Source organism: Pseudomonas sp. NFX71, from assembly GCF_048079215.1.
Classification (GTDB): Bacteria; Pseudomonadota; Gammaproteobacteria; order Pseudomonadales; family Pseudomonadaceae; genus Aquipseudomonas; species Aquipseudomonas fluorescens_B.
In genome coordinates this window covers 4,855,893-4,879,951 of sequence record NZ_CP182230.1, presented here as the reverse complement: position 1 = coordinate 4,879,951, position 24,059 = coordinate 4,855,893, and the positions used below count along the sequence as shown (strand labels likewise).

General features: G+C 61.0%; 20 protein-coding genes and 1 pseudogene. 6 read left to right on the top strand and 15 right to left on the bottom strand.

The features are described from left to right. Nucleotides 1-7 precede the first annotated feature (7 nt). Both hbdH and ACM1ZW_RS22825 read left to right on the top strand, forming a co-directional pair. Nucleotides 8-781, top strand: a complete 774-nt coding sequence (gene hbdH / locus ACM1ZW_RS22830) for a 3-hydroxybutyrate dehydrogenase (protein ID WP_017339143.1) — start codon at nucleotides 8-10, stop codon at nucleotides 779-781. A gap of 161 nt (nucleotides 782-942) precedes the next feature. Beyond that, nucleotides 943-2,898, top strand: coding sequence for an acetoacetate--CoA ligase (locus tag ACM1ZW_RS22825; protein ID WP_017339144.1), 1,956 nt, complete (start codon nucleotides 943-945; stop codon nucleotides 2,896-2,898). A 28-nt stretch (nucleotides 2,899-2,926) separates the two neighbouring features. Here the strand turns inward: ACM1ZW_RS22825 and ACM1ZW_RS22820 are convergent, their stop codons facing one another. After that, nucleotides 2,927-4,036, bottom strand: coding sequence for a PilT/PilU family type 4a pilus ATPase (locus tag ACM1ZW_RS22820; RefSeq protein ID WP_031318970.1), 1,110 nt, complete (start codon nucleotides 4,034-4,036; stop codon nucleotides 2,927-2,929). Nucleotides 4,037-4,154: 118 nt separating this feature from the next. On the opposite strand from ACM1ZW_RS22820, the gene ACM1ZW_RS22815 reads away from it, so the two are divergent. Continuing rightward, entirely contained in the window at nucleotides 4,155-6,689 is a 2,535-nt protein-coding gene (locus ACM1ZW_RS22815; RefSeq protein ID WP_416739403.1) for a PAS domain-containing protein, read from the top strand. A 100-nt stretch (nucleotides 6,690-6,789) separates the two neighbouring features. Beyond that, complete coding sequence (locus ACM1ZW_RS22810) at nucleotides 6,790-7,065, top strand: peptidylprolyl isomerase (RefSeq protein WP_007898282.1); 276 nt, start codon at nucleotides 6,790-6,792, stop codon at nucleotides 7,063-7,065. 163 nt (nucleotides 7,066-7,228) lie between these two features. Here the strand turns inward: ACM1ZW_RS22810 and ACM1ZW_RS22805 are convergent, their stop codons facing one another. The 10 genes from ACM1ZW_RS22805 to ACM1ZW_RS22760 form a co-directional block, all read right to left on the bottom strand. Further along, nucleotides 7,229-8,164 carry a sugar kinase gene (locus ACM1ZW_RS22805; protein WP_416739402.1) on the bottom strand — a complete coding sequence of 312 codons (936 nt, stop codon included), beginning with the start codon at nucleotides 8,162-8,164 and terminating at the stop codon, nucleotides 7,229-7,231. A gap of 129 nt (nucleotides 8,165-8,293) precedes the next feature. Further along, a complete protein-coding gene (locus ACM1ZW_RS22800) occupies nucleotides 8,294-9,511 on the bottom strand; it encodes an amino acid deaminase (RefSeq protein ID WP_017339148.1) in 1,218 nt (405 codons plus the stop codon). Between the two features lie 39 nt (nucleotides 9,512-9,550). Beyond that, complete coding sequence (locus ACM1ZW_RS22795; protein WP_017339149.1) at nucleotides 9,551-10,315, bottom strand: IclR family transcriptional regulator; 765 nt, start codon at nucleotides 10,313-10,315, stop codon at nucleotides 9,551-9,553. A 134-nt stretch (nucleotides 10,316-10,449) separates the two neighbouring features. Next, entirely contained in the window at nucleotides 10,450-10,839 is a 390-nt protein-coding gene (locus tag ACM1ZW_RS22790; RefSeq protein ID WP_414879754.1) for a RidA family protein, read from the bottom strand. A 26-nt stretch (nucleotides 10,840-10,865) separates the two neighbouring features. Further along, nucleotides 10,866-11,663, bottom strand: coding sequence for an amino acid ABC transporter ATP-binding protein (locus tag ACM1ZW_RS22785; RefSeq protein WP_017339151.1), 798 nt, complete (start codon nucleotides 11,661-11,663; stop codon nucleotides 10,866-10,868). Next, a complete protein-coding gene (locus ACM1ZW_RS22780) occupies nucleotides 11,660-12,322 on the bottom strand; it encodes an amino acid ABC transporter permease (protein ID WP_017339152.1) in 663 nt (220 codons plus the stop codon). Before ACM1ZW_RS22780 ends, ACM1ZW_RS22785 begins: the two co-directional genes overlap by 4 nt. Before the next feature lie 8 nt (nucleotides 12,323-12,330). Beyond that, a complete protein-coding gene (locus tag ACM1ZW_RS22775; protein ID WP_017339153.1) occupies nucleotides 12,331-12,993 on the bottom strand; it encodes an amino acid ABC transporter permease in 663 nt (220 codons plus the stop codon). Nucleotides 12,994-13,045: 52 nt separating this feature from the next. Beyond that, nucleotides 13,046-13,894, bottom strand: coding sequence for a transporter substrate-binding domain-containing protein (locus tag ACM1ZW_RS22770; RefSeq protein WP_017339154.1), 849 nt, complete (start codon nucleotides 13,892-13,894; stop codon nucleotides 13,046-13,048). Between the two features lie 433 nt (nucleotides 13,895-14,327). Next, complete coding sequence (locus ACM1ZW_RS22765; protein ID WP_017339155.1) at nucleotides 14,328-15,887, bottom strand: TerC family protein; 1,560 nt, start codon at nucleotides 15,885-15,887, stop codon at nucleotides 14,328-14,330. 315 nt (nucleotides 15,888-16,202) lie between these two features. Then, nucleotides 16,203-17,069 (bottom strand): LysR family transcriptional regulator, encoded by an 867-nt coding sequence (locus ACM1ZW_RS22760; RefSeq protein ID WP_017339156.1) that lies wholly within the window; start codon nucleotides 17,067-17,069, stop codon nucleotides 16,203-16,205. 165 nt (nucleotides 17,070-17,234) lie between these two features. On the opposite strand from ACM1ZW_RS22760, the gene ACM1ZW_RS22755 reads away from it, so the two are divergent. Next, nucleotides 17,235-18,776, top strand: a complete 1,542-nt coding sequence (locus ACM1ZW_RS22755; RefSeq protein ID WP_416739401.1) for an MFS transporter — start codon at nucleotides 17,235-17,237, stop codon at nucleotides 18,774-18,776. On the opposite strand, the gene ACM1ZW_RS22750 is transcribed toward ACM1ZW_RS22755, so the two are convergent. After that, nucleotides 18,760-19,170: a MerR family transcriptional regulator gene (locus ACM1ZW_RS22750; RefSeq protein ID WP_414883626.1), complete on the bottom strand. Its 411-nt coding sequence runs from the start codon at nucleotides 19,168-19,170 to the stop codon at nucleotides 18,760-18,762. The two genes, ACM1ZW_RS22755 and ACM1ZW_RS22750, sit on opposite strands and share 17 nt — an antisense overlap. A gap of 77 nt (nucleotides 19,171-19,247) precedes the next feature. On the opposite strand from ACM1ZW_RS22750, the gene ACM1ZW_RS22745 reads away from it, so the two are divergent. Next, on the top strand, nucleotides 19,248-20,471 hold the full coding sequence (locus ACM1ZW_RS22745; RefSeq protein ID WP_416739400.1) for an NADH:flavin oxidoreductase/NADH oxidase family protein: 1,224 nt from the start codon (nucleotides 19,248-19,250) through the stop codon (nucleotides 20,469-20,471). An 81-nt stretch (nucleotides 20,472-20,552) separates the two neighbouring features. On the opposite strand, the pseudogene ACM1ZW_RS22740 reads toward ACM1ZW_RS22745, so the two are convergent. The 3 genes and pseudogenes from ACM1ZW_RS22740 to ACM1ZW_RS22730 all read right to left on the bottom strand — a co-directional run bounded on the left by ACM1ZW_RS22740 (nucleotide 20,553) and on the right by ACM1ZW_RS22730 (nucleotide 24,017). Further along, a pseudogene (locus tag ACM1ZW_RS22740) lies at nucleotides 20,553-22,198 on the bottom strand (phospholipase D-like domain-containing protein). 152 nt (nucleotides 22,199-22,350) lie between these two features. Next, nucleotides 22,351-23,091, bottom strand: a complete 741-nt coding sequence (locus tag ACM1ZW_RS22735) for a vWA domain-containing protein (protein ID WP_416739399.1) — start codon at nucleotides 23,089-23,091, stop codon at nucleotides 22,351-22,353. Continuing rightward, a complete protein-coding gene (locus ACM1ZW_RS22730; protein ID WP_414883623.1) occupies nucleotides 23,016-24,017 on the bottom strand; it encodes an ATP-binding protein in 1,002 nt (333 codons plus the stop codon). The genes ACM1ZW_RS22735 and ACM1ZW_RS22730 overlap by 76 nt, the downstream gene beginning before the upstream one ends. Nucleotides 24,018-24,059: the final 42 nt, after the last annotated feature.

The following is a 24,059-nucleotide window of genomic DNA, read 5'->3' as shown; positions in this document are numbered from 1 at the left end:
GGTATTCATGACGACTCTTACGGGCAAGACTGCACTGGTCACCGGCTCCACCAGCGGCATCGGCCTGGGCATTGCACTCAGCCTGGCCAAGGCCGGCGCCAACCTGATCCTCAATGGTTTCGGCGATGCCTCCAAGGTGATTGCCGAGGTTGGACAGTTCGGTGGCAAGGTCGGCCATCACCCCGCCGATGTCAGCGACCCGGCGCAGATTGCCGACATGATCGCCTACGCCGAGCGCGAGTTCGGCGGCGTGGACATTCTGGTGAACAATGCCGGCATCCAGCATGTGGCACCAGTGGAAGACTTTCCCGTGGAGCGCTGGGATTCGATCATTGCGATCAACCTGTCGTCGGTGTTCCACAGCACCCGTTTGAGCCTGCCGGGCATGCGCCAGAAAGGCTGGGGCCGGGTCATCAATATCGCCTCGGTGCATGGCCAGGTCGGGTCGGTGGGCAAGGCCGCTTACGTCGCGGCCAAGCACGGGGTAATCGGCTTGACCAAGGTGGTCGGCCTGGAAACCGCCACGACCAATGTCACCTGCAACGCGATTTGCCCAGGCTGGGTGTTGACGCCGCTGGTGCAGAAGCAGATCGATGACCGCATCGCGACCGGGATTGATCCGCAGCAGGCGCAGCATGATTTGCTGGCCGAGAAACAGCCTTCGCTGGAGTTCGTCACGCCGCCGCAACTGGGTGAGCTGGTGTTGTTCCTGTGCAGCGAGGCCGGTAGCCAGGTGCGGGGCGCGGCGTGGAATATTGATGGTGGGTGGTTGGCGCAGTGATGGACCGCTAACCCCTGTGGCGAGGGAGCTTGCTCCCGCTCGGCTGCGCAGCAGTCGCAAATTGGCTGATCCGACCATTTTTGGGGCGGCTTCGCCACCCAGCGGGAGCAAGCTCCCTCGCCACAGAAGACTGTGTGCACACATAGAAGAAGAGGCAAACCATGTCCGACATTCTCTGGCAACCCGACGCCAAGCGCGTCGCCAAAACCCGCATGGAGGCCTTCCGGCGCTTCATCAATCAACGTCACCACCTCGACATCGCCGACTACGCCGATCTGCATCAATGGTCCATCGAGCAGCGGGTCGACTTCTGGCAAGCCATCGTCGATTTCTTTGATATCCGCTTCCACGATCAACCCGACGCGGTGTTGATCGAAGGCGATCATATGCCCAGCGCCCAATGGTTCCCAGGCGCCACCCTGAATTTCGCCGAACACCTGCTGCGCCGTCGCGACGATGCCGTGGCCGTTATCGCCATCGCCGAAAACGGCCAGCGTGAACAGCTGACTTGGGCCGAACTGGCGGAGCATGTCGCCGGCTTTCAAAACAGTCTGATCGCCGCCGGTGTCGGCCTCGGCGATCGCGTCGCCGCGTGCATGCCCAATACCTGGCAAACCCTGGTGGCCATGCTCGCGACCACCAGCCTCGGGGCGATCTGGTCCTGTTCCTCACCGGACTTCGGCACCCAAGGCGTGATCGACCGCTTCGGCCAGATCGAACCGAAGGTGCTGATCACCTGCGCCGGTTACCGTTATGCCGGCAAAGACATCGACCAGCGCACCAAGGTCAACGAAATCCTCGAACGCCTGCCGTCGCTGCAACAATTGATCGTCGTGCCTTACGCTCGACCACAGGCACGTACCGCAGACTTCTGCACCCACGCCGACGTGGCACTCTGGGATGAATTCTACGAACCCGGTGGCGAGCCGGATTTTGTCGCCGTGCCATTCGCACACCCGCTGTACATCCTCTATTCCAGCGGCACCACCGGCGTGCCCAAATGCATCATTCACAGCACCGGCGGCGTACTGCTGCAACACGTCAAGGAACACGGCCTGCATTGCGATCTCGGCCCCGGCGACCGTTTGTTTTACTACACGACGTGCGGCTGGATGATGTGGAACTGGCTGGTCTCGGCCCTGGCCGTGGACAGCGCCGTGGTGCTGTACGACGGCTCACCGTTTCATCCCGGCCCCGAGCGTTTGATCGACCTGATCGACGACGAGCGAATCAGCGTGTTCGGCACCAGCCCCAAATACCTCGCGACACTGGAAAGCACGGGGGTGAAGCCTCGGCAAAGCCATGATCTTGGTAGCCTGAAAACCCTGCTGTGCACCGGCTCTGCGCTATCGCCGCAGAGTTACGACTATGTTTACCGCGACTTCAAGGCTGACCTGTGCCTGGCGTCGATGTCCGGCGGCACCGACATCGTTTCGTGCTTCGTGAACGGCAATCCGTGGCTGCCGGTGCGTCGCGGTGAAATCCAGGGCAAGAGCCTCGGCATGGCCGTCGAGGTCTGGAATGACGCCGGCGCTCCCGTAATGGGTGAAAAAGGTGAGCTGGTCTGCACCCGGCACTTTCCGGCGATGCCCATCGGCCTGTGGAACGACCCGACCGGCGAAAAGCTCCGCGCGTCCTACTTCAGCCAGTTTCCGGGCGTCTGGGCCCAGGGCGATTACGCCGAACAATTGACTCACGGCGCAATGATGATTCACGGCCGCTCGGACGCCGTACTCAACCCCGGCGGCGTGCGCATCGGCACAGCGGAAATCTACCGTCAGGTAGAGAAAGTCCCGCAGGTGATCGACAGCGTGGCCATCGGCCAGCAGTGGCAGGATGACGTGCGGGTGGTGCTGTTCGTGCGTTTGCGCGATGGCGTCGAACTCGACGAGCCCCTGCAACAGCAGATTCGCCAGGTCATTCGCGCCAACACCACGCCACGGCATGTGCCGGCGAAAATCGTCGCGGTAACGGACATTCCACGCACCATCAGCGGCAAAGTGGTCGAGCTGGCGGTGCGGAATGTGGTGCATGGCCAGCCGGTGAAAAACACCGATGCGCTGGCCAATCCAGAGGCCCTGGAACAGTTCCGCGACCGCCCCGAGCTCAAGGACTGAACAACGTCTCTGGCGGGAGCCGCCGGTGTCAGTCCATCAGTCCCCATTCGCCGGGTGGTGCATGGGGGCCCGGTGATGTTTCCGCATGCAGCTTCAGTCGCAGGCGCAAATTGTTCACCGAGTCCGCGTGCTTCAGCGCCTCCTCCTCATCGATCGCACCCTCTTCAACCAACGCGAACAGCGCGCTATCGAACGTTTGCATGCCCTGCTCGACGGACTTCTCCATGATCCCCTTGAGCTCATCGAATTCGTTACGGCGGATCAAGTCACCAATGGTCGGCGAACCGAGCATCACTTCCACCGCCGCCCTCCGTTGCCCATCACGGGTACGCACAAGCCGTTGGGAAACGAACGCTTTGAGATTGTTGCCCAGGTCATGCAGCAGTTGCGTCCGCCGCTCCTCCGGGAAGAAGTTGATGATACGGTCCAGCGCCTGATGGGCGTTGTGGGCATGCAAGGTGGAAATCACCAGGTGCCCGGTGTCGGCAAACGCCAACGCATGCTCCATGGTTTCGCGGTCGCGGATCTCGCCGATCAGCACCACATCCGGTGCCTGGCGCAGGGTATTCTTCAACGCCGCATGAAAACTGCGGGTATCCACGCCGACCTCGCGCTGATTGATGATCGACTTCTTGTGCCGATGAATGTATTCGACCGGGTCTTCGATGGTGATGATATGGCCGCTGCTGTGGCGGTTGCGATAATCGATCAACGCCGCCAGTGAGGTAGACTTGCCTGAGTCGGTGGCGCCGACGAACAGCATCAGCCCCTGTTTGAGCATGACCGTTTCCAGCAGGACCGCTGGCAACCGGAGGTCTTCGAAACGTGGAATGTCGAGTTTGACATTACGCACCACAATCGACATATCGTTGCGCTGCTTGAAAATGTTGACCCGAAAACGCCCGACACCCGGCAAAGAGATCGCCAGGTTCATCTCCAGTTCCCGATCGAACTCCAGCCGCTGCTCGGCGTCCATGATGGACATGGCAATCGCCGTGATTTCCCCCGGTTTGAATGGCTGGTCGGTCACGGGTTTAAGCACACCATCAAACCGTGCGCAGGGTGGCGCGCCGGTGGACAGGTACAGATCGGAACCCTCCTGGCTGGCCAGAATCTTCAAAAGCCCATCGATTTCCATGGCAAAAAACACCCGCGAAGCATTGAATGAACAGAAATGACCCCAAAAACGGGTCATACCGCGACTAACGCTCTAGGATAGTACGCCGCCAAACTGACTGACGTGCAGGAACACTTTGATGAACGCAACACCCACCGGCAGCGATGCCCAGGCCCTGATTGCCAGACTGGACTGGTCGCGCACCCCGCTCGGCAGCGCCAGTGCCTGGCCGCAGAGCCTGCGTACGGCGGTGGACATCGTGATTCACTCACCGATGCCGATGCTGTTGCTGTGGGGGCCGGAACTCACGCAGATCTACAACGACGGCTTCGCCCTGTTGGCCGGCAGCAAGCATCCGCACGCTTTCGGACAACCGACACACCAGATCTGGCCAGAACTCAAAGACTTTACCGACCCGATTTACAGTGCCGTCCTACAGGGACAGGTGCGAACCTACAGCGAACAGCGCTTCACCCTGCAACGTGACAATGACGAGTCCGACTTCTGGCTGGATTTGACCTACAGTCCGATCCGCGATGAAAGCGCCGAGGTCGCCGGGATTCTGGTCACCGCCATCGAAACCAACGAACGCCGACGCATTGCCCTCGAACTTGAACAACGCTCGGCCGCCAGCCTGAAGGCTCAGCGCGAAACCGAGGAACGCTTGCAATTGGCGCTGGCCGCCACCGACGCCGTCGGCACCTGGGACTGGGACATCAGCGAAGACCGCTTCATTGCCGATGCCCACTTTGCCCAGTTGCACGGTATCGATCCGCTACTCGCCAGCCAATTGCCAATCAGCGACTACCTGGGAGCAGTGCATCCGGAAGACCGTGCGATGGTCACCCGCAGCATCAAGCATTGCATCACCCACGGCACCGAATACGCCGAGGAGTATCGCCTGCTGCAACCCGACGGTCAGCTGCGCTGGGTGTTTGCCCGAGGCCGCTGCTACAAGGATCACCATGGCCGGCCCATCCGTTTCCTCGGCGCCGCCCTGGACCTGACCGAACGCAAACACACCGAACAGGCATTGCGCCAGAGCCAGACCGAGCTGCAACTGATCATCCACGCCATACCGATCCTGATCAGTTACGTCGACAGCGAGGAACGCTTTCGCCTGAACAACGCCGCGTATCTGGATTGGTACGGCCTGACGCCCCAGGAACTCTACGGTCGGACCATTCGTGAGGTGCTGGGTGACGAAGCCTACGCCTTGCGCGCCGAATACATCGCCGAAGCACTGGCAGGCAGAACCTGTTGCTTCAGCATCAGCACGCCGCATCGTGATGGCAGCACCCGTCAGGCCTTGATGAACTACCTGCCCCGCCACGGGCCGGATGGCGCGGTGAACGGTTTCTACATTTTCGTGATCGATGAAACCGAACGCAAACAGACCGAAGAAGCCTTGCGCAATCTCAACGAAACCCTTGAAGAACGCGTTGCCGCCCGCACCCAGCAATTGGCCGAAGCGAACCAGCGCCTGCAAAACGAGATGTTCGAGCGCGAACGTGCTGAAGACGCCTTGCGCCATGCTCAGAAAATGGAAGCGGTCGGTCAGCTCACTGGCGGCATTGCCCATGACTTCAACAACATGCTCACCGGGATTATCGGCAGCCTCGACCTGATGCAGCGCTACATCGCTGACGGTCGCGCCGCCGAGATCGGCCGTTTCACCGAGGCGGCCGTGTCGTCAGCCAACCGCGCGGCCGCCCTTACCCATCGCCTGCTGGCATTCTCCAGACGCCAGTCGCTGGATCGCAAGACGCTGAATGCCAACGCGCTGATTCATTCCCTGGAGGACCTGCTCAGCCGCACCAAAGGCGATCACATCGCGCTGAAGCTGCGACTGGCCGATGAAGCCTGGCCGGTCAGCACTGACGTCAGCCAACTGGAAAACGCGTTGCTCAACCTGGTGATCAACGCCCGCGACGCCATGCCCGATGGCGGCGAGTTGCTGATTGAAACGGCCAATGTTTACCTCGACAGCAGCGATATCACCACCCTGGAAACAGTCAAGCCCGGGGATTACGTGATGATTGCCGTCAGCGACAACGGCACCGGCATGACCCCGTCGGTGCTGGCCAAGGCGTTCGATCCTTTCTTCACCACCAAACCCATCGGCCAGGGCACAGGGCTTGGTTTGTCAATGATTTATGGTTTTGCCCAGCAGTCTGGCGGCCACGTCAAACTCCACAGCGTTCCAGGCCAGGGCACCTGCGTACGCCTTTACCTGCCGCGGCTGTATTTCCCGGAACCGGAGAACACGCTAATGCCCTTCAGCGGCGAGGCGCCAGCAGCGATTGCCGGTGAAACCGTGATGTTGGTGGAGGATGATCCGGCCGTGCGCATGCTGGTCCTCGACTTGCTGAATGAGCTGGGTTATCACGCCCATGAAGCCGAAGACGCGAAGTCTGCCCTGCCCTTGCTGGAGTCCGACGTGCGCGTGGATCTACTCGTGACCGATGTCGGGCTGCCGGGCATGAACGGTCGGCAACTGGCAGAAATCGCGCGCCAGCACCGGCCGGAACTCAAGGTGCTGTTCATGACCGGCTACGCGGAGAAAGCCGCCGAACGCCAGGGTTTCCTCGAGGAAGGCATGGACATGGTGGCCAAACCGTTTTCCATTGATCTGCTGGCCAACAAGATTCGCACGATGATCGGCCAACCGTAGGAGCTGCCGCTGGCTGCGATCTTTTCAGCGAGTTAAGGCATAATCGCGCGCCCCACGCTAGCACCCGCATAGCCACCACCGTTGCAAGGTATCTGCCCCAATGAAAGCTCAAGCCCGCCATATTCTGGTGAAAACCTCGGAAGAAGCCGAGCAGCTCAAACAACGCATCGCCAAGGGCGAAGCCTTCGATGTGCTGGCCAAGAAATACTCCACCTGCCCGTCCGGCAAGCGCGGCGGTGATCTGGGTGAAGTGCGGCCGGGGCAGATGGTGGGTGTGATTGACGCAGTGATCTTCAAGAAACCGCTGCGGGTGGTGCACGGACCGATCAAGAGCAAGTTCGGGTATCACCTGGTGCAGGTGTTTTACCGGGATTGATCGGTTGGCCGAGACCTCCTATGGCGAGGGAGCTTGCTCCCGCGCGGCTGCGAAGCAGTCGTAAAACCTGAGAATGCGGTGTGCCTGACAGTATGTGCTTTCAGGTATTGGGGCTGCTTCGCAGCCCAACGAGAGCAAGCTCCCTCGCCACACATCATTCGTGTCAGTTTTTGGGGATCAACGCCCCCGGCACCTGAATCACTCGACTCGCCAACCGATGCCCGGCCTCGGCGGCTTCTACCGGGCTGCCGCCCTTGAGCCGACTGGCAAGGTACGCCGCACTGAACGAATCCCCCGCCGCCGTGGTATCGACCACGCGTTCAACCTTTTGCGCCGGCACCTCGAACGACTCGCCGTCACAACGAATCAGACACGCCTCGGCGCCGCGCTTGAGCACCACTTCCGGCGTGCCCATTTGCGCGTAAGCGGCAAACACCGCCTCGCAACTGGAAAAATGGAACAGCGCCTGCTCGTCATCCACCGTCAGCAACGCGAGGTCGACATACGGCAACACGCTGCGATAAGCCGCCCGAGCCTCCTCGATCGACGCCCACAAACGTGGCCGGTAATTGTTGTCGAACACAATGCGCGCATCGCGCTGCCGGGCTTCGATCAGGGTTTCCAGCAGTTTCGCCCGACCTTGCACGCCAAGCACCGCCAGGGTGATGCCGCTGAAATACAGCACGTCGTAGTCCGGCAACGCCGCGAGAATGGGGGCCGCCGCCGGGGTGGTGAAGCAGTCACGGACCGCGGCTTCGTTGCGCCAATAGAGAAAACGGCGCTCGCCGGCGGCGTCGGTCTGGATGCAATACAGCCCGGGCAAGCGGCCGGGCAAGCGCTGGACTCTGCCCAGACCGATGTTTTCGTCGGCCCAGCTCTGGCACATGGCGTCGCTGAAACTGTCATCGCCCAGGGCAGTGACGTAATCCACCGCACCGCCATCGCCCAGTTCGCGGGACAGGTAGACCGCGGTGTTCAAGGTATCGCCGCCGAAGCTCTGTTGCAGACTGCCGTCGGCACGTTGCTGCAGCTCGATCATGCATTCGCCGATCAGGGCGATACGCGGGGCGTTGGGGCCGAGGGTGTTGATGGTGTTCATGTTTTCGAATCTCTGGTGTTTCTATGTTGTCTGGGATGGCCCTATCGCGAGCAGGCTCGCTCCACAGGGGGAACGCATTCCATTATGGGAACGAGCCTGCTCGCGATAGCCGCTCCTCGGTTCCGAACCTTAGAAACAGGTTTCCATGGTTTCGATGACATTCAACTGCTCATCCACCAGACACCCGGTCCGCCACTTGTCGAACGTCAGGCACGGGTGCGAAGTCCCGAACGAAATGATATCGCCCACCCGCAACTCAACACCTGGTGCCACCGTCATGAACGCATGCTGGTCCATTACCGCCGTCACCTTGCAGGCGCTGACATCGTCGCCCTTCGCCGGCACCGCACCGGCCTTGTAACGCAGCAACGGCACCGGCAGACCGGCGTCGTAGGCCACATCGCGCTTGCCCAGAGCGATCACCGCAAAACCCGGCTCCGGCAACGACTGCACGTGAGCCCAGACTTCCAGCGCCGGACGCAGGCCTTCGTGCAAATCGCTGCGGCGGTCGAGCACGCAGCATTGCGCTTCTTTATAGATGCCATGGTCGTGCGCCACGTAGCTGCCGGGGCGCAATACGCTGAGGAAACGGCCGGCGGCGTTTTGCGCTTCGAAGGATTCGGCAATCAGGTCGTACCAGGCTGAACCCGACGCGGTGATGATCGGCTTGGCAATGGCGAACGCGCCACTGTCCTGCAACTGCACCGCCAGACGCACCAACGACGCCGCAAACTCACGGATGCCGGTGACGGCATGATCACCATGGATCACGCCTTCATAGCCTTCAATGCCGGTCAACGCCAATGCCGGTTGGGCGTTGATGGCTTTGGCCAGCGCGAGCACTTCCTCTTCCGTACGGCAGCCACAACGACCGCCGACCACGCCGTACTCGATCATCACGTTGAGGCGTACGCCGCGCGAAGCGAAATACGCGCCGAGGTCCGCGACGTTGTCCGGGTGATCGACCATGCAATGGAAATCGAACGTCGGGTCCGCCAGCAAATCAGCGATCAGCGCCATGTTCGGCGTACCGACCAGTTGGTTCGCCATCAGCACCCGACGGACGCCATGGGCATACGCCGCACGGGTTTGCGTGGCGCTGGCCAGGGTGATGCCCCAGGCGCCGGCGTCCAGTTGGCGGCGAAACAGTGCCGGGGTCATGCTGGTCTTGCCGTGGGGCGCGAGTTCGGCGCCGCTATTGCTGACGAACGCCTGCATCCAGCGAATGTTGTGTTCCAGCGCCTCGCGATGCAGCACCAGCGCTGGCAGGCTGACGTCGCGCACCAGGTGGGCACCGGTCTGGGCGAAACCCTTTTCCACGGCGGCAGTATTTTGGGCAGTAGACATGGTCGAACTCCTCACATTCGCGGCCGCAGGCAGCCGCTGTTATTCGTTAATGCGACGGGCCAGGCGGTTGGCGTTGTCGATCAACACCCGGCGATAGTCGTTGTAATGTGTCTTGGCATCGGCCCGCGGGGCGACGATGCACAAGGTAGCAATGGCCACGCCGTTCGGGTCTTTGACCGGGGCGGCGAAGCAATGGGTAAAGGTGTCGGCGACGCTGTCGAACGAGAAAAACCCGTCGATACCGGCCTGACGGATTTCACCTAGAAACTGCTCCAGCGGCAGGCGCTCGCCGTTTGGCAGGATGAAGTCGTCGTGATCGATCAGGTCGATGATTTCCTCGTCACTCAGGTGCGCCAGCAACAGGCGTCCGGATGCGGTCCATGGAATTGGGGCGTTCTCGCCGATGTCCGAGGAAATGCGGAAATGCCGCTCGCCCTCTTTCATCAATGCCACCGTGTACTTGCGCCCGTTGAGCAGGCACATCTGCGCGGTTTCATGGGTCTGGCTGACGATCTCCTGCAAGGCGTGGTCGGCCTCGCGGGTCAGGTCGAAGTGGCGCAAATGCGCCTGGCCGAGAAAATACAGCTGACGGCCGAGGTAGACGTGACCGTCCTTGCCCACAGGCTCGAGAATCCGCCGTTCCAGCAGCGAGGCCACCAGTTCGTAGACCGTGGATTTCGGGCTGCCGATGCCGCTGGCGATTTCATTCGGGCGCAGGGGCTGGCCGATTTCCTTGAGGAAATCGAGGATATCGAACGCCCGGTCCAGACCGCGAGCCCGGCGCTTGATGGTGTCTTCGGTCATTTCAGTGGTTCCCATACAAATTCGACCTGTAGGAGCTGTCGCAGGCTGCGATCTTTTGATCTTGCCCTTGCAGCATGTCCAGAAAACGGCAAAAGATCGCAGCCTTCGGCAGCTCCTACAAGAGCCATCGAGAATCAGGCCTTTTTCTTGTACGCGATGCAGTCGATCTCGACTTTGCAATCCACCATCATGTTCGCCTGCACACAGGCACGGGCCGGAGCGTGTTCGGGTTTGAAGTACTCGGAGAAGACCTTGTTGAAACTGGTGAAATCCCGCGGATCCTCCAGCCACACGCCCGCACGCACCACATCTTCCAGGCCATAACCGGCCTCTTCCAGAATCGCGATCAGGTTCTTCATGGTCTGGTGAGTCTGCTCGACGATGCCGCCCACAATGATCTCGCCATCCAGCGCCGGCACTTGCCCGGACACGTGCAGCCAACCATCGGCTTCAACGGCACGGGCGAAAGGGCGAGGCTGGCCGCCAGCGGCGGTGCTGCCGGTGCCGTAACGAGTAATGCTCATGTGTGTTTCTCCTGATTGAAAGGGGTTTAGAACCGAGTGTTTTTCAGAAACTCGGCAAGACGCGGCGATTGCGGGCGTTCGAACAGCTCCTTGGGTGGCCCCTGCTCTTCGATCCGCCCCTGATTCATGAAAACGATCTTGTCCGAGACCTCGAAGGCGAAACGCATTTCGTGGGTTACCAACAGCATGGTCATGCCGTCTTCGGCGAGCCCCTTGATCACGCTCAACACTTCGCCCACCAGCTCCGGGTCGAGGGCCGAGGTGACTTCGTCGAACAGCATCAGGCTCGGGTTCATCGCGATCGCCCGGGCAATCGCCACACGCTGTTGCTGACCGCCAGACAACTGACCGGGATAATGATCACGTCGCTCCAGCAGGCCGACCCGCTCCAGCCACTTTTCCGCCAGGGCCACGGCCTCGTCCTTGTGCAGTTTCTTGACCTTGAGCAGACCGAGGGTGACGTTCTGCAAGGCTGTCAGGTGCGGGAACAGATTGAATTGCTGGAACGCCATGCCGGTCATGGCGCGATGCCGGGCAATGACTTTTTCCGGGTGCCGTACGCGCTTGCCGTTGACCTCGTCATAACCGATGGACTCGCCATCGAGCACGATCTGCCCACCCTGAAACTCTTCGAGCATGTTCACGCAGCGCAGCAGCGTGGTCTTGCCCGAACCGCTGGAACCGATCAGCGTGACCACGTTGCCGCGCTGCAGGGTCAGGTCTACGCCCTTGAGCACTTCCAGCTGGCCATACTTTTTGTGCAGCCCGCGAATATCCAGCAGGGGCTGCCCGTTTTGAGCGTTCGAAACTTGAGGTTGAGTCATGGCAAGGCCACCCGCTTTTCAATGTGCCGGCCGAGTAATTCGATGGCGTAGTTGATGACGAAAAACAGAAATCCGGCGAACAGGTAAAACTCTAGGGTCATGAACGTCCGGGCGATGATCTGCTGGGTGCTGAGCAGCAACTCGGCGACGCCGATCACCGACAACAGCGTCGAGGCCTTGACGATCTCGGTGGACGAGTTGACCCAGGTCGGCAGGATCTGCCGCAACGCCTGGGGCAACAGCACATAGCCGAGGGATTGGAAAAACGTCAGGCCAATCGCCTTGCTCGCTTCCATCTGTCCGCTCGGCAACGCTTGCAGCGCACCGCGCACAATCTCGGCGACGTGGGAACCGCAGAACAGCGTCAACCCCAAGGCACCGGCCTGAAACGCGCTGATCTGCCAGCCCAGCGCCGGCGCCATGTAGAAGCAGGCCAGCACCAGCACAAACACCGGCGTGCCGCGAATGATGTCCACGTAGAAACGGAACGGTGCGCGCATCCAGAACTTGCCGTAGGTCAGCACCAGCCCCGTGACAATGCCGACCATCGTGCCCAGCAAAATCGCCAGGGCCGACACCTGCACACTGGTGAGAAAGCCTTGCCACAACACTTCGCGGGCAACCCACAATTCATGCAACCAACTGGGTGATTCGTACATGGGGCCTCCTATCGGCGGATCGCCAGACGCTGCTCGAGGTAACGCAGCATCATGGCAATGAGGTAACAGGCCGCAACATAGAGCGCTGTAGTGACCATCCAGGTTTCAATCACCCGGTAGCTCTCGACATTGATCTTGCGCGCGTAATAGGTCAGCTCCGGCACGGCAATCGCCGCCGCCAGCGAGGTGTCCTTGAACAGCGAAATGAAGTTGTTCGACAGCGCCGGCAACACATTGCGCAGCATCACCGGGACGGTGACGTAGGCCTTGACCTGCCACTCGCCCAGACCGATCGCCAACCCGGCTTCGCGCTGCCCCTTGGGAATGCTCAACAAGCCGCCACGGAACACTTCGGTCAGGTAAGCCCCGGCGTACAGCGACAGGGTGATGATGAACGACGGGATCTTGTCCAGACGAATGCCGAGACTCGGCAAGGCGAAGTAAATCAACAGAATCAACACCAGAATCGGCGTATTGCGGATCACCGTCACATACACCGATGCCAGCACCCGCAACGCGCGATGCTTTGACAGCAAGGCAAACGCCATCAGCAGGCCGATCACGCAGCCGATGGCGATCGACACCAGCGCCAGCTCAAGGCCCAGACCGAGCCCCGCCAGCAAGGTGTCGAAATCGCGCCACACGGCGGCAAAGTTCAACTGATAGTTCATGGTCAGCAGTACCTTGAACGGGGCGATTCATCACCGCCCCGCTCTCACGGGATCATTTGAATTCGACAGGGAAACCGATGGCTGGAGTAGGCAGATCGACACCGAACCACTGTTTGAAGGACGCCGCGTAAGTCGGGAACTCAACGCCGGTCATGGCTTCATGCAGGGTGGTGTTGACGAAGTTCAGCCAGTCCTGATCGCCACGCTTTACGGCACAGGCGTAGGTTTGCGGGCTCCAGGCGTAGGACGGGCTGCGATAGCGGCCGGGGTTCTGCACCATCAGGTATTTCACCGACGACTGATCGGTGGCGGCGGCGTCGGCACGGCCGGAGTTCACCGCCTGATACATCAGGTCCACGCTGTCGTACTGATCGACCTTGGCTTTGGGCAGCGCCTGATGCACCAGCTCTTCGGCGTACACGTTCTGCAGCACTGCTACGGTCACGCTGTCATTGGCCGCCTTGAGGTCTTCGATTTCCTTGTACTTGCTGTTCGCCGGCAACAGCAGGCCGACACCTTCGCGGTAGTACGGCAACGTGAAGGCGACCTGTTGCGCACGGCTGGCGGTCACGGTGATGAACTGGCAGCTCATGTCGACCTTGTCGGTCAACAGGTTGGGAATCCGCGCATCGGATGACTGCACCACAAACTCGACCTTGCTCGGGTCGTTGAACAACCCTTTGGCGACCATCCGCCCGATATCGATATCAAAACCCTGCAACTTGCCATCCGCTCCCTGGAAATGCCACGGCGCGTTGGTACTGCCCGTACCCACGATCAGTTTCCCGCGGGCCAGCACACTGTCGAGCTTGCTGTCCGCCGCCTGGGCAACGCCCACGGCAGCAGCCGAAGCCGCAAAGAGAAAAACACACGCTTTAAACAAGGAAGGTCGGCGATGCATGGCAAGCACTCCAGGATGATGTTTATTCCGCTATACCGGAACTAGGTATGTAACAACGGAATAGACAGCAGAAAGTGTGCCACAGGTTGTGACAGGAATGTAGGGGAGATTGAAAAGTGTTTTGAATCAGTGGGATGGGATTTTTCGGGGAAAATGCGTTACGAATCGAGACGATGGCGTAGCGCTACCGTTGGCTACAGAAGACGGGTATTTGCACCACAGTTGACGTTCAGCGAATCAAAATAAAGCAAAGCTCATTGAGCAGGCTTTGTCAGAATCTGTATATCCGCGAACTTCAGGTCGGGTATCAGACTGTCATCGTCAGAACGCCGCCCGGACCAAGCCCCCTCCCACAGGGGTAATACAATACCTGTGGGAGCGAGTCTGTTCCGGGCGGCGTTCCGACGATGAGGCCCTTAAACCCAAAGAAAAACTACTGGCCGATCCGCAACAGCCGAACCCGTGTCACCCGCCGCTCTTCAACCGCCACCACTGTCAAATGCCAGCCTTCCCACTCATGGCTGTCGCCAATCATCGGCAGCCGATCCAACAGACTCACCACCAGTCCGGCGAGGGTCTGATAGTCGTCGGTAGGTTCGGCAGCAAACCCGGTCCGCTGACGCACCCGCGCCAGGTTCAGCGCGCCGCTGACCACGAATCCGCCTTTCTCCTCGACCACATCCGGACCTTCGATTTCGCTGGCATCGGGCAACTCACCGGCAATCGATTCGAGAATGTCGGTCATGGTCAGCACGCCGACGAAGTCACCGAATTCATTGACCACAAAGGCAATGTGAGTCGAGGCTTTGCGCATCTGTTCCAGAGCGTTGAGGATCGAATAGCTGTCAAGCAAATTGAGGGTCTTGCGCGCCAGGTGCTCGAGGTTTGGCTCGTTGCCGGACAGGTATTCCTTGAGCAATTCCTTCTTGTGCACGAAGCCCAGCGGCTCATCCACCGCACCATCGCGAATCAGCGGCAGGCGCGAGTAGGACGAATGCATCAGCCGCGCACGGATGGCTTCCGCGTCATCGGACAGGTCGATGTGATCGACATCGGCGCGCACGGTCATCAGCGTGCGGATCGGACGCTCGGCCAGTTGCAAGACACCGCTGATCATCACGCGCTCGCGGCGATCGAACAGCTCCTCGCTCGGTGCTTCGCCGTTGTCCAGCAGATCGGAGATCTCCTCGCCCACCTCTTCCGCCGCCAACTTGCGACCGCCCAACAAACGCAGCACGGCGTGGGCCGTACGCTCACGCATGGGTCGCAGGCCCTGCATGGACTTCTTGCGCCGGGCCCGGGCGATCTGGTTGAAAATTTCGATCAGGATCGAGAAACCAATGGCCGCGTACAAGTAGCCCTTCGGAATGTGGAAGCCCAGGCCTTCAGCGGTCAGCGCGAAACCGATCATCATCAGGAAGCCCAGACACAGCATGATGACCGTCGGGTGTGCGTTGACGAAACGCGTCAGCGGCTTGCTGGCGACGATCATGAGGCCAATGGAGATGATCACCGCGATCATCATTACCGCCAGTTCATCGACCATGCCCACCGCGGTAATCACCGCGTCGAGGGAGAACACCGCGTCGAGCACCACGATCTGCGCGACGATCGGCCAGAACTGCGCGTAAGCCGTACTGGATGAGCGTTCGCCAACATGACCTTCGAGTCGCTCGTGCAATTCCATGGTCGCTTTGAACAACAGGAACACACCACCGAACAACATGATCAGGTCACGACCGGAGAAGCTCTTGTCGAACACTTCGAACAGCGGCTGGGTCAGGGTCACCAGCCAGGAAATACTTGCCAGCAGGCCCAGGCGCATCAGCAGCGCCAGTGACAAACCGATGATTCGCGCACGGTCGCGTTGCTCGGGGGGCAGTTTGTCCGCGAGGATCGCGATAAACACCAGGTTGTCGATGCCGAGCACCAGCTCCAGCACGATCAACGTCAGCAGGCCCAGCCACGCGGTGGGATCAGCTATCCATTCCATAAAAACGTCTCGATCTCTTCAGTGAATTCAGAATGCCGGACACGGCAAAGCGCGGCGCAGAGGCCGTGGAGTTGCAATGGCAAGGGTGTTCTGAAATCGAAAGACCGGGTGTTTCACGCGTGTCAAACGCGCACGGTGGCGCGAAGAAGAAGGATAACCGGGAGGCTCCAAAAGGGTGTTCATGCAAATCCTGAAAGGAAAAAGGCATTCGAGCGTACATGTGAAAGCGACTTTTCCTACAGCCGGAAATCATTACAAAATCTGTACACCTCTGGATTTCCAATGTCCGACAGATTGCTCGCGAAGCTGTTGCTTTCAGCGGTTTTTCACCCGCTCGATGTACCGCACCACCGCCGCTGATTTCTCGAACCGTCGATGAATCAACGACAACCACGAGCTCGCCTCACACCCTTTGATCGACCGGTACAGCACGCCAGGCAAACCGACATGCCCGACCACCGACTCCGGCACCACCGCCACGCCCTGCCCCAGCGACACCAGCGCCAGCACTGCCACCAGCCCGCCGGGTTGCGCGCCCAGTTTCGGTGCAAACCCGCCCTCGGCAGCGACTTGCAAGGTGCCGCTGATCTGTTCCGGCAGGATGAACGTCTCGGCCTGCAGATGCTCCGGGCCGATCTCGGTCAAACGGCACAACCAGGATTCGCTCGACAGCGCCAGCACAAAGCCTTCCGCGTCGAGACGGATGGCGTCCAGGCCCTCGGGCAAGGTCATGGGTGAGCGGACATAACCGATGTCGAATCGCCCTTCGAGCACCATCGTCGGCAACGACACCATGGGGCTTTCGCGCACATTCAGGCTGACGTCCGGACACTCGCGACTGAAAGCCTGCACCTGCTTTTGCAGCAATCCCGAGTACACCGCCGAGGCCACGTAACCCAGTTCGATATGGCCTATATCCCCGCGTCCGGCGCGCTGGGCATTTTGCTGGGCGTATTCGAATTGCCGCACCGTCGCTTCAGCTTCGATCACCAGCGCAGCGCCGGCTTCGGTCAGGCTGACTTCCCGTGTCTGGCGCACGAACAGGCGCGTGCCGAGTTCGTTCTCCATGTCCTGGATCTGCCGAGTCAGGGTCGGCGGTGCGATACCGAGCTGCTCGGCGGCGCGCGTGAAGTTGCCTTGCCGGGCAACGGCCAGAAAATAGCGGAAATGCCGTATATCCATCGGTGCATTAGCTCAAAGGTAATGAAGTCCCGTTTTCCGGCTAACAATGACAGCAAACGGTCGCGATAAGCTCGTAGTGCAATCACAGTAGAGAGCCCATGCCATGTACGTCAAACCCCTTAGCGCTTCCGCGATCAATTGCCTTGCTCAAAAGGCAATCACATCATGAGCCGCGTCAGTCCGCGTCTGACGTTGTTGACGGCTTCCGGCGTCTGCTCGCTGATCGTCCTCGACACCAACATCGTCGCCGTCACCCTGCCCACCATTGCCCGGGACCTGGGTGCGAACTTTGCCGACATCGAATGGGTGGTCAGCGCCTACATGCTCGCTTTCGCAGCCCTGCTGTTACCGGCAGGCAGCATCGCCGACCGCTTCGGTCGGCAGAAAACCCTGCTCTGTGGCCTGGGCTTGTTCATTCTCGCGTCCATCGGTTGCGGCGCGGCACCCACGGCGTTGTTCCTCGACATCGCCCGGGCGGTCAAAGGCGTCGGTGCGGCATTGTTGCTGACCTCGGCGCTCGCCTCCATCGGCCACACCTTTCACGATGAGGTTGAGCGGGCGAAAGCCTGGGCGTTCTGGGGCGCGTGCATGGGCGTGGCAATGACCGCTGCGCCGACCATTGGCGGGCTGATTACCGAATACATCGGCTGGCGCTGGATTTTCTACCTCAATTTGCCAGTGGGCCTGTTCCTGATGCTGATGGTCTGGCGAGCGGTGCCGGAATCTCGCGATCCCCAATCCGCACGCCTCGATCCCTGGGGTAGCCTGGCGTTCAGTGCCAGTCTGCTGTGCCTGATCTGGGGCCTGATCGAGGCCAACCGGATCGGTTGGAACAACCCGACCACCTACACCCGAATGATCGGCGGCGCGCTGTTGTTGGGATTGTTTGTCGTGATCGAGCGGATGCAGCAGCGGCCGATGGTTGACCTGCAATTGTTCAAGCACCCACGCTTCATCGGTGCGCTGCTGGGCATGTTTGCCTATGCCGGCTGCGCCCAGGTGATGATGACGTTGCTGCCGTTTTATCTGCAGAACGGCCTGGGTTTCTCGGCCATCGCTTCAGGGCTGGGGATGTTGCCGTTTGCACTGACCATGCTGGTTTGCCCGCGTATCGGCGTGCGCCTGGCCAGCCGTTTTGCCCCGGCGACGTTGATGGCCACCGGTCTGACCCTGGTCGGCAGTGGCAACCTGCTGAGCGCCTGGGCGGTCAGCAGCGGCGGATACCTGCCCTTCGCCCTGGCCATTGCCGTGACGGGCGCCGGTGCCGGGCTGCTCAATGGCGATACACAGAAAAACATCATGGCCTGCGTGCCGCGGGAGCGCACCGGCATGGCGTCGGGCATGAGCACCACCATGCGCTTCAGCTCAATCGTGCTGGCTATCGGCGTGTACGGAGCGTTGCTGTCCAGTCATACCGAGCAATTGCTGCGCGCCAGTCTGTCGGCACAGGGGACGCAATGGCTCGACCAGACCCAGGGCATCGCCTCGCGGGTGGTGGCCGGCGACATGACGGCGGCGCTGGGCCTGCTGCCGGAAACCGCGCGCAGCCTCGTCGAACCGCTGGCCCGGCAGGCGTTCGTCGGCGGCTTCAGTCTCTTGCTGTTGATCGCCGGCTTACTGGCATTGCTGGGAGCGCTGGTGGTGGGCACGCTGATGCGCAATCCGATCCCCGCGCCATCGGCCGCCGCCATTAACGCGAATGCTTGAATGAAGCCAGCACCCGTACGGCATTGGCATCGCAACCCATGCCGTCGGGTTTCGCCTGAATATCGTCGATCACCGCCAACAGCTTTGCCTTGCTCTGCGCCAGGTGCCGCTGCATTTCTTCAATCTGCTCGACTTTGCGCTGGAGACCCGCCATCAGTTCGTCGTGCTTGAATTCCCCGGTCGCGGTGTCCGGCATCAACTGTTTCAACTCTTCCAGACTGAACCCGGCCTGCTGCGCGCACTGGATGAGATACAGCGTTTGCAAGACCTGCTCGGGATAATGCCGGTAGCCGTTCGCCCGGCGTTCCACTTTCTGGATCAGGCCCTGGGCTTCGTAAAACCGAATGCGCGACGGGTTGAACCCGCTTAACTGCGCCAATTCACCAATCTTCATCTCAGCCTCATTTGCCTGCTTGACATTAAAGTTAACTTTAAGCTTAGCCTCTGCTCTTCACTGATGAGGAGTCAAGCATGTCGCCCTTCCAAGCGTTGAATTTGCCCAACGGCCAGACCATCGGCAATCGCATTGCCAAAGCGGCAATGGAAGAGAACCTTGCCGATACCGGACAGGCGCCGTCCGATGCGCTGTTTCGGTTGTATCAGGCCTGGGCCGGGGGCGAAGCCGGATTGTTGCTGACCGGTAACGTGATGATCGATCGTCGTGCGATGACCGGCCCCGGTGGCGTGGTGCTGGAAGATGATCGCGACATGGAACGCTTTCGCCAATGGGCAACGATTGGCCGTTCCGGTGGTGCGCACTTCTGGATGCAGCTCAACCATCCGGGGCGCCAGACCATGGCCAACCTCGGCCAGCAAGCGTGGGCGCCCTCGGCGGTAGCACTGGATCTTGGTTCATTTTCCAGGATGTTTGCCGAACCCAAACCGATGGCCGAAGAAGATATCGCCGAGGTGATCACACGCTTCGCCACCAGCGCTGCACTTGCTGAAAAAGCCGGGTTCACCGGCGTGCAGATTCATGCGGCACACGGTTACCTGCTCAGTCAGTTCCTGTCGCCGCTGACTAACCGTCGAACTGACTGTTGGGGCGGCTCCCTGAAAAATCGCGCGCGTCTGCTGCTGGACGTTGTCCGCGCCGTTCGCCAATCCGTGTCACCGCAGTTTTGTGTCGCGGTGAAGCTCAACTCCGCCGACTTCCAGCGCGGCGGATTCGATGCCGAAGACGCCCTACAAGTGATTCAGTGGCTCAACGATTTGCAGATCGATTTGTTGGAGTTGTCGGGCGGCAGCTACGAAGCCCCGGCCATGCAAGGCGAGGCGCGCGATGGCCGGACCCTGGCGCGGGAAGCGTACTTTCTGGAGATGGCCGGCGAACTGGCCAGCGTGGCGCGCATGCCAGTGATGGTGACGGGCGGCATTCGACGCCTGGCAATCGTCGAACAGGTGCTCGACAGCGGCATCGCCATGGCCGGCATCGGCACGGCGCTGGCCCTCGAACCGCAGTTGGTCAAACACTGGCGCGAAGGCCAGGACAGCCATCCGCAACTGCCGCCGATCCGCTGGAAACGCAAGCCGTTAGCGGCGCTGGCGAGCATGGCAGTGGTGAAATTCCAGCTCCATCGATTGAGCCGCGGACGCACGCCGCGACCTGCAGTGTCGGCGGTCTGGGCGCTGATCCTCGACCGCTTGTACATCAGCCGCCGTACGCGGCAGTACCGGCAGGCGATGGGCAAATAATCGAAGGTGGGTTCAAAGGATGAAGTGATCGAGTTGATAGGGACTGCCTGGTCTCGCTGACGCTGGGAGATCGCGCCGACCCTATCGGCCGGAGAAACGCAGTCGCGAGAGCTGCCGCAAATCCCCCGCGACGTAATAGTCATGGGTCCAGCTGTCATCCGCCGTCAGCGGATGGACCTGCTTCAGCGCAAGCTTCCTGGCGAAATAGCGAAAGCGGTAATGCTCGTAGAACCGCAGCAACTCCAAACCGTAACGATCAGCCAGGTCGGTATCGCCACGAACGATCAGGTAGTTTTCGTCGCTGCCATTGCTGGCCGCAGCACTGAGGTTGTGGCTGCCGCTGATGATCGTCGGCGCGTCGCTGGTGAAGTCGGTGACCACGGCTTTGGTGTGCACCAGCAGGTTACCCTTCTGGCCTTTCATGTTCTCGCGAAGCCAGCCTTCCAGCCCGGTGTTGAGCAGCGCGGTAGCGGCGAACTCGGCGCTGCGGTCGGCGTGGAAACCGGTAATGCGGCTGGCGGTGTTTTGCAGGCCGTAACGCAAAATGTCGTCGTGAGGCTGGCCGAGCAAGGCGTTGAGGATGTCGTCGGGCAACGCGAACGCAGTGACGAACAACACGTCCTTTTTCGCGGCGGTGATGATCTCGACGAACTCACGCAAATCGCCTTGACCGAGCGCGGGGAGAAGCCGGCGAACAACGGCTGCTGTGGGCCCATCGGGTTGTGTTGCGTGATCCATTGCCGGGTGGCGCCGACGTCGGCCGGTGTCGCCCAGACCTGCTCGAAGGTCCGCAGATAACTGGCGCTGACGCTGGCATCGTCCAGCACATGCACCACGTTCGCCTGGCGATAAACGCCATTGGGTGTGAAATTGGTGCTGCCACAGAGCACCGCTTCGGGCTGAAGCTGCCCGGCTGCATCGACCCGGCTCAGCACCATGAATTTGTTGTGGAAGATGTTGTGGGTGATTCGCCCGCGCTTGTTGGCCGCCGGGATTTTTTCCAGGCTGGCTTCGTTGATGGCGGTGTCGTCATCGTCGGGTTGCGCGTGATACAGAACACGAACCCGCACGCCTCGCTCGAACGCCGCGTTGACGGCATCGACGATCACCTGCAACTCGTACTCGTAAATGGCGATGTCCAGCGCCCACCGATCATCCACCGCCCGCTCGATGAATCCCAGCAAGCGCCCGAGCAGACCATTTTCCAGCCATTGCCGAGGGGCGTCGGGCCAGGCCTCGATGGGCAGGTTTTTGTTGGCACTGATCAGTGCGTCAAGGTCGGGAAACTTGCGCTGGAACGCCTGACTGGCGGCCACCGCGCGGTTGAAGATGACACTTTGATGCTGCGGCAGGCCATTGTCGGACGTGACGGTCACTTCCAGGAACTCGCCCAGCTGCGGTGCGTCAGCGCTGCCGTACGCCAGGTGAATCCGGTAATGGATCGTCATGCCCGGATTGACCGCGTAATCGGCCCAGCGAAATTTCTGCAACGGCGCGAGGTCGCTCGGGGTGGCGTGAAACTGCGGGAACGTATGAGTCTTGCCGGGAAACGTCAGGCTGTTGAACAGGAACAACCAGGGCTTGCTGCCCTGCTGTTTTTCGATGGCAAAACCCAGCAAGCCTGTGCGACGGGATTCGGCCAGGTCCATGGCCAGCAGCACGCCGTTGGTGCCGGCGTAGGCCTTGACGCGAAAATCGTCCTGACTGTTTGTAGCGAGAACACGCATGCTTCACTCCTGTGAATGGCGGCGTTCAGAGCATAGGACAGCGCTGCGCATTGGTCGGGATTATCCGATACCGAGGCGACCCTATCGCGAGCAGGCTCGCTCCCACAGAGATCTGCGGTGTTCACCGATCCCCTGTGGCGGCAACACAATACTCAGCCTGAAAGCAAATCGTCGATATGCCGATAATCTGCCTGCAACTCTGCCGCCAACTGCTGCGCCCGCCCCAACCGAATCGGCCCGCGCTCAATGTCGATCAGAAGCCCTGGGCACTCTAGCGCCGGCAACCCCGACCAATCCTTCAACCGCCCATCCGTCACCAGCAACCACCGCTGCTGTTCCGCCGGAAAGCGTTTTTGCCGTGCCGCGAGCCATCGCCCCGCCTCGCCGAGCGCCGCCAGCAACGGCGTGCCACCGCCCGCGCCGAGGCCATCGAGCCAACCGTGTAAACCGCTGGAAGCTTTTAACCCCTGCACTTGCCACGTGGGTGCATGACCGCTGGCCGTCAACAACGCCAGTCGCGCTCGCTGGCGGTAAGCGTCGTCGAACAGTTGTGCCAGCAAACCCTTGGCATCGCTCAATGCCTGGTGGCGGCATGTCGAGGCCGAGGCGTCGACGATCACCAGCCACAACTCGTGGGGCGAACGGGTGCGCACATGAAACAGCACATCCTGGCGTTGTCGAGGGCGGCCATTGAGCAAGGTGCCGGGCCAGTTGATCGAGCCGCTGTGCGCAGCCTGACGCTTGCCCTGTTTGCCGTTGGCCAGCGGTCCGGCGCGGGGTCTGGCATTCGCCCCCGCATCAGATCGAGGGCGAATGCCTAGGGCTTTTTTGGCCAGCTCGGCACGTCGCGTCGGGCACCGATCGGCAGCGCCTGGGCAGGCATTTCGCCCCACTGGCCCTGGCCTTCACTCGGGCTGGAATGTTGTGGTGAGGGTTGCTGGGCCTGCTGCGGCGCTGGTGGCTGCGATTGTTCGCGACGACGGTGACGCAAGGCAAATTCGGCCACCGCGTCGATATCGTCTTCGGCAATGGCGCTCGCCCCCCGCCACGCCGCATGGGCGCGGGCGGCGCGCAGCCAGACCAGATCGGCGCGCAGGCCATCGACACCGGCGGCGAAACAACGCTCGGTAATCTGTGCCAGCGCTTCATCGTCGAGGGGGATGCTCGCCAGCGTGCGGCGCGCGCGCTCACAACGCTCACGCAGCGACTGCTGCTGGCTCTCCCATTCGGCGCAGAACCGTTGCGGATCGCTGTCGAAATCCAGACGCCGGCGGATGATCTGGCCCCGTTGGGCCGGTGCGGTATGGCCACCGAGCGCCACGTTCAAGCCAAAGCGGTCGAGCAATTGCGGCCGCAGCTCACCCTCTTCCGGGTTCATCGTGCCAATCAGCACGAACTTCGCTGAATGCCGATGGGAAATGCCATCGCGCTCGATCAGGTTGGTGCCGCTGGCGGCGACGTCAAGCAGCAGGTCCACAAGGTGATCGGGCAGCAGATTGACTTCATCGACGTACAGCACTCCGCCGTCAGCCTTGGCCAACACGCCGGGAGAAAACTGTGCGCGACCTTCGCTCAGGGCCGCGTCGAGGTCGAGGGTGCCGACCAGGCGTTCTTCCGTGGCACCGAGCGGCAAGGTGACGAATTGACCGCTGGCGAGCAGGTCCGCGAGACCGCGGGCCAGGGTGGATTTAGCCATGCCGCGCGGACCTTCGATCAGCACGCCGCCGATTTTCGGGTCGATGGCGGTGAGGTACAGGGCAAGTTTCAAGTCGTCGGCGCCGACCACGGCGGAGAGCGGGAAATGCGGGGTGTCGGTCATCTTCAATACTCGGTCATGGTCGGCTATGTTTTGTGGCGAGGG

Excerpts from the sequence above, each read along its gene's own strand:
- hbdH (WP_017339143.1), top strand. The coding sequence starts at position 8 with ATGACGACTCTTACGGGCAAGACTGCACTGGTCACCGGCTCCACCAGC.
- ACM1ZW_RS22825 (WP_017339144.1), top strand. The coding sequence starts at position 943 with ATGTCCGACATTCTCTGGCAACCCGACGCCAAGCGCGTCGCCAAAACC.
- ACM1ZW_RS22820 (WP_031318970.1), bottom strand. The coding sequence starts at position 4,036 with ATGGAAATCGATGGGCTTTTGAAGATTCTGGCCAGCCAGGAGGGTTCC.
- ACM1ZW_RS22815 (WP_416739403.1), top strand. The coding sequence starts at position 4,155 with ATGAACGCAACACCCACCGGCAGCGATGCCCAGGCCCTGATTGCCAGA.
- ACM1ZW_RS22810 (WP_007898282.1), top strand. The coding sequence starts at position 6,790 with ATGAAAGCTCAAGCCCGCCATATTCTGGTGAAAACCTCGGAAGAAGCC.
- ACM1ZW_RS22805 (WP_416739402.1), bottom strand. The coding sequence starts at position 8,164 with ATGAACACCATCAACACCCTCGGCCCCAACGCCCCGCGTATCGCCCTG.
- ACM1ZW_RS22800 (WP_017339148.1), bottom strand. The coding sequence starts at position 9,511 with ATGTCTACTGCCCAAAATACTGCCGCCGTGGAAAAGGGTTTCGCCCAG.
- ACM1ZW_RS22795 (WP_017339149.1), bottom strand. The coding sequence starts at position 10,315 with ATGACCGAAGACACCATCAAGCGCCGGGCTCGCGGTCTGGACCGGGCG.
- ACM1ZW_RS22790 (WP_414879754.1), bottom strand. The coding sequence starts at position 10,839 with ATGAGCATTACTCGTTACGGCACCGGCAGCACCGCCGCTGGCGGCCAG.
- ACM1ZW_RS22785 (WP_017339151.1), bottom strand. The coding sequence starts at position 11,663 with ATGACTCAACCTCAAGTTTCGAACGCTCAAAACGGGCAGCCCCTGCTG.
- ACM1ZW_RS22780 (WP_017339152.1), bottom strand. The coding sequence starts at position 12,322 with ATGTACGAATCACCCAGTTGGTTGCATGAATTGTGGGTTGCCCGCGAA.
- ACM1ZW_RS22775 (WP_017339153.1), bottom strand. The coding sequence starts at position 12,993 with ATGAACTATCAGTTGAACTTTGCCGCCGTGTGGCGCGATTTCGACACC.
- ACM1ZW_RS22770 (WP_017339154.1), bottom strand. The coding sequence starts at position 13,894 with ATGCATCGCCGACCTTCCTTGTTTAAAGCGTGTGTTTTTCTCTTTGCG.
- ACM1ZW_RS22765 (WP_017339155.1), bottom strand. The coding sequence starts at position 15,887 with ATGGAATGGATAGCTGATCCCACCGCGTGGCTGGGCCTGCTGACGTTG.
- ACM1ZW_RS22760 (WP_017339156.1), bottom strand. The coding sequence starts at position 17,069 with ATGGATATACGGCATTTCCGCTATTTTCTGGCCGTTGCCCGGCAAGGC.
- ACM1ZW_RS22755 (WP_416739401.1), top strand. The coding sequence starts at position 17,235 with ATGAGCCGCGTCAGTCCGCGTCTGACGTTGTTGACGGCTTCCGGCGTC.
- ACM1ZW_RS22750 (WP_414883626.1), bottom strand. The coding sequence starts at position 19,170 with ATGAAGATTGGTGAATTGGCGCAGTTAAGCGGGTTCAACCCGTCGCGC.
- ACM1ZW_RS22745 (WP_416739400.1), top strand. The coding sequence starts at position 19,248 with ATGTCGCCCTTCCAAGCGTTGAATTTGCCCAACGGCCAGACCATCGGC.
- ACM1ZW_RS22730 (WP_414883623.1), bottom strand. The coding sequence starts at position 24,017 with ATGACCGACACCCCGCATTTCCCGCTCTCCGCCGTGGTCGGCGCCGAC.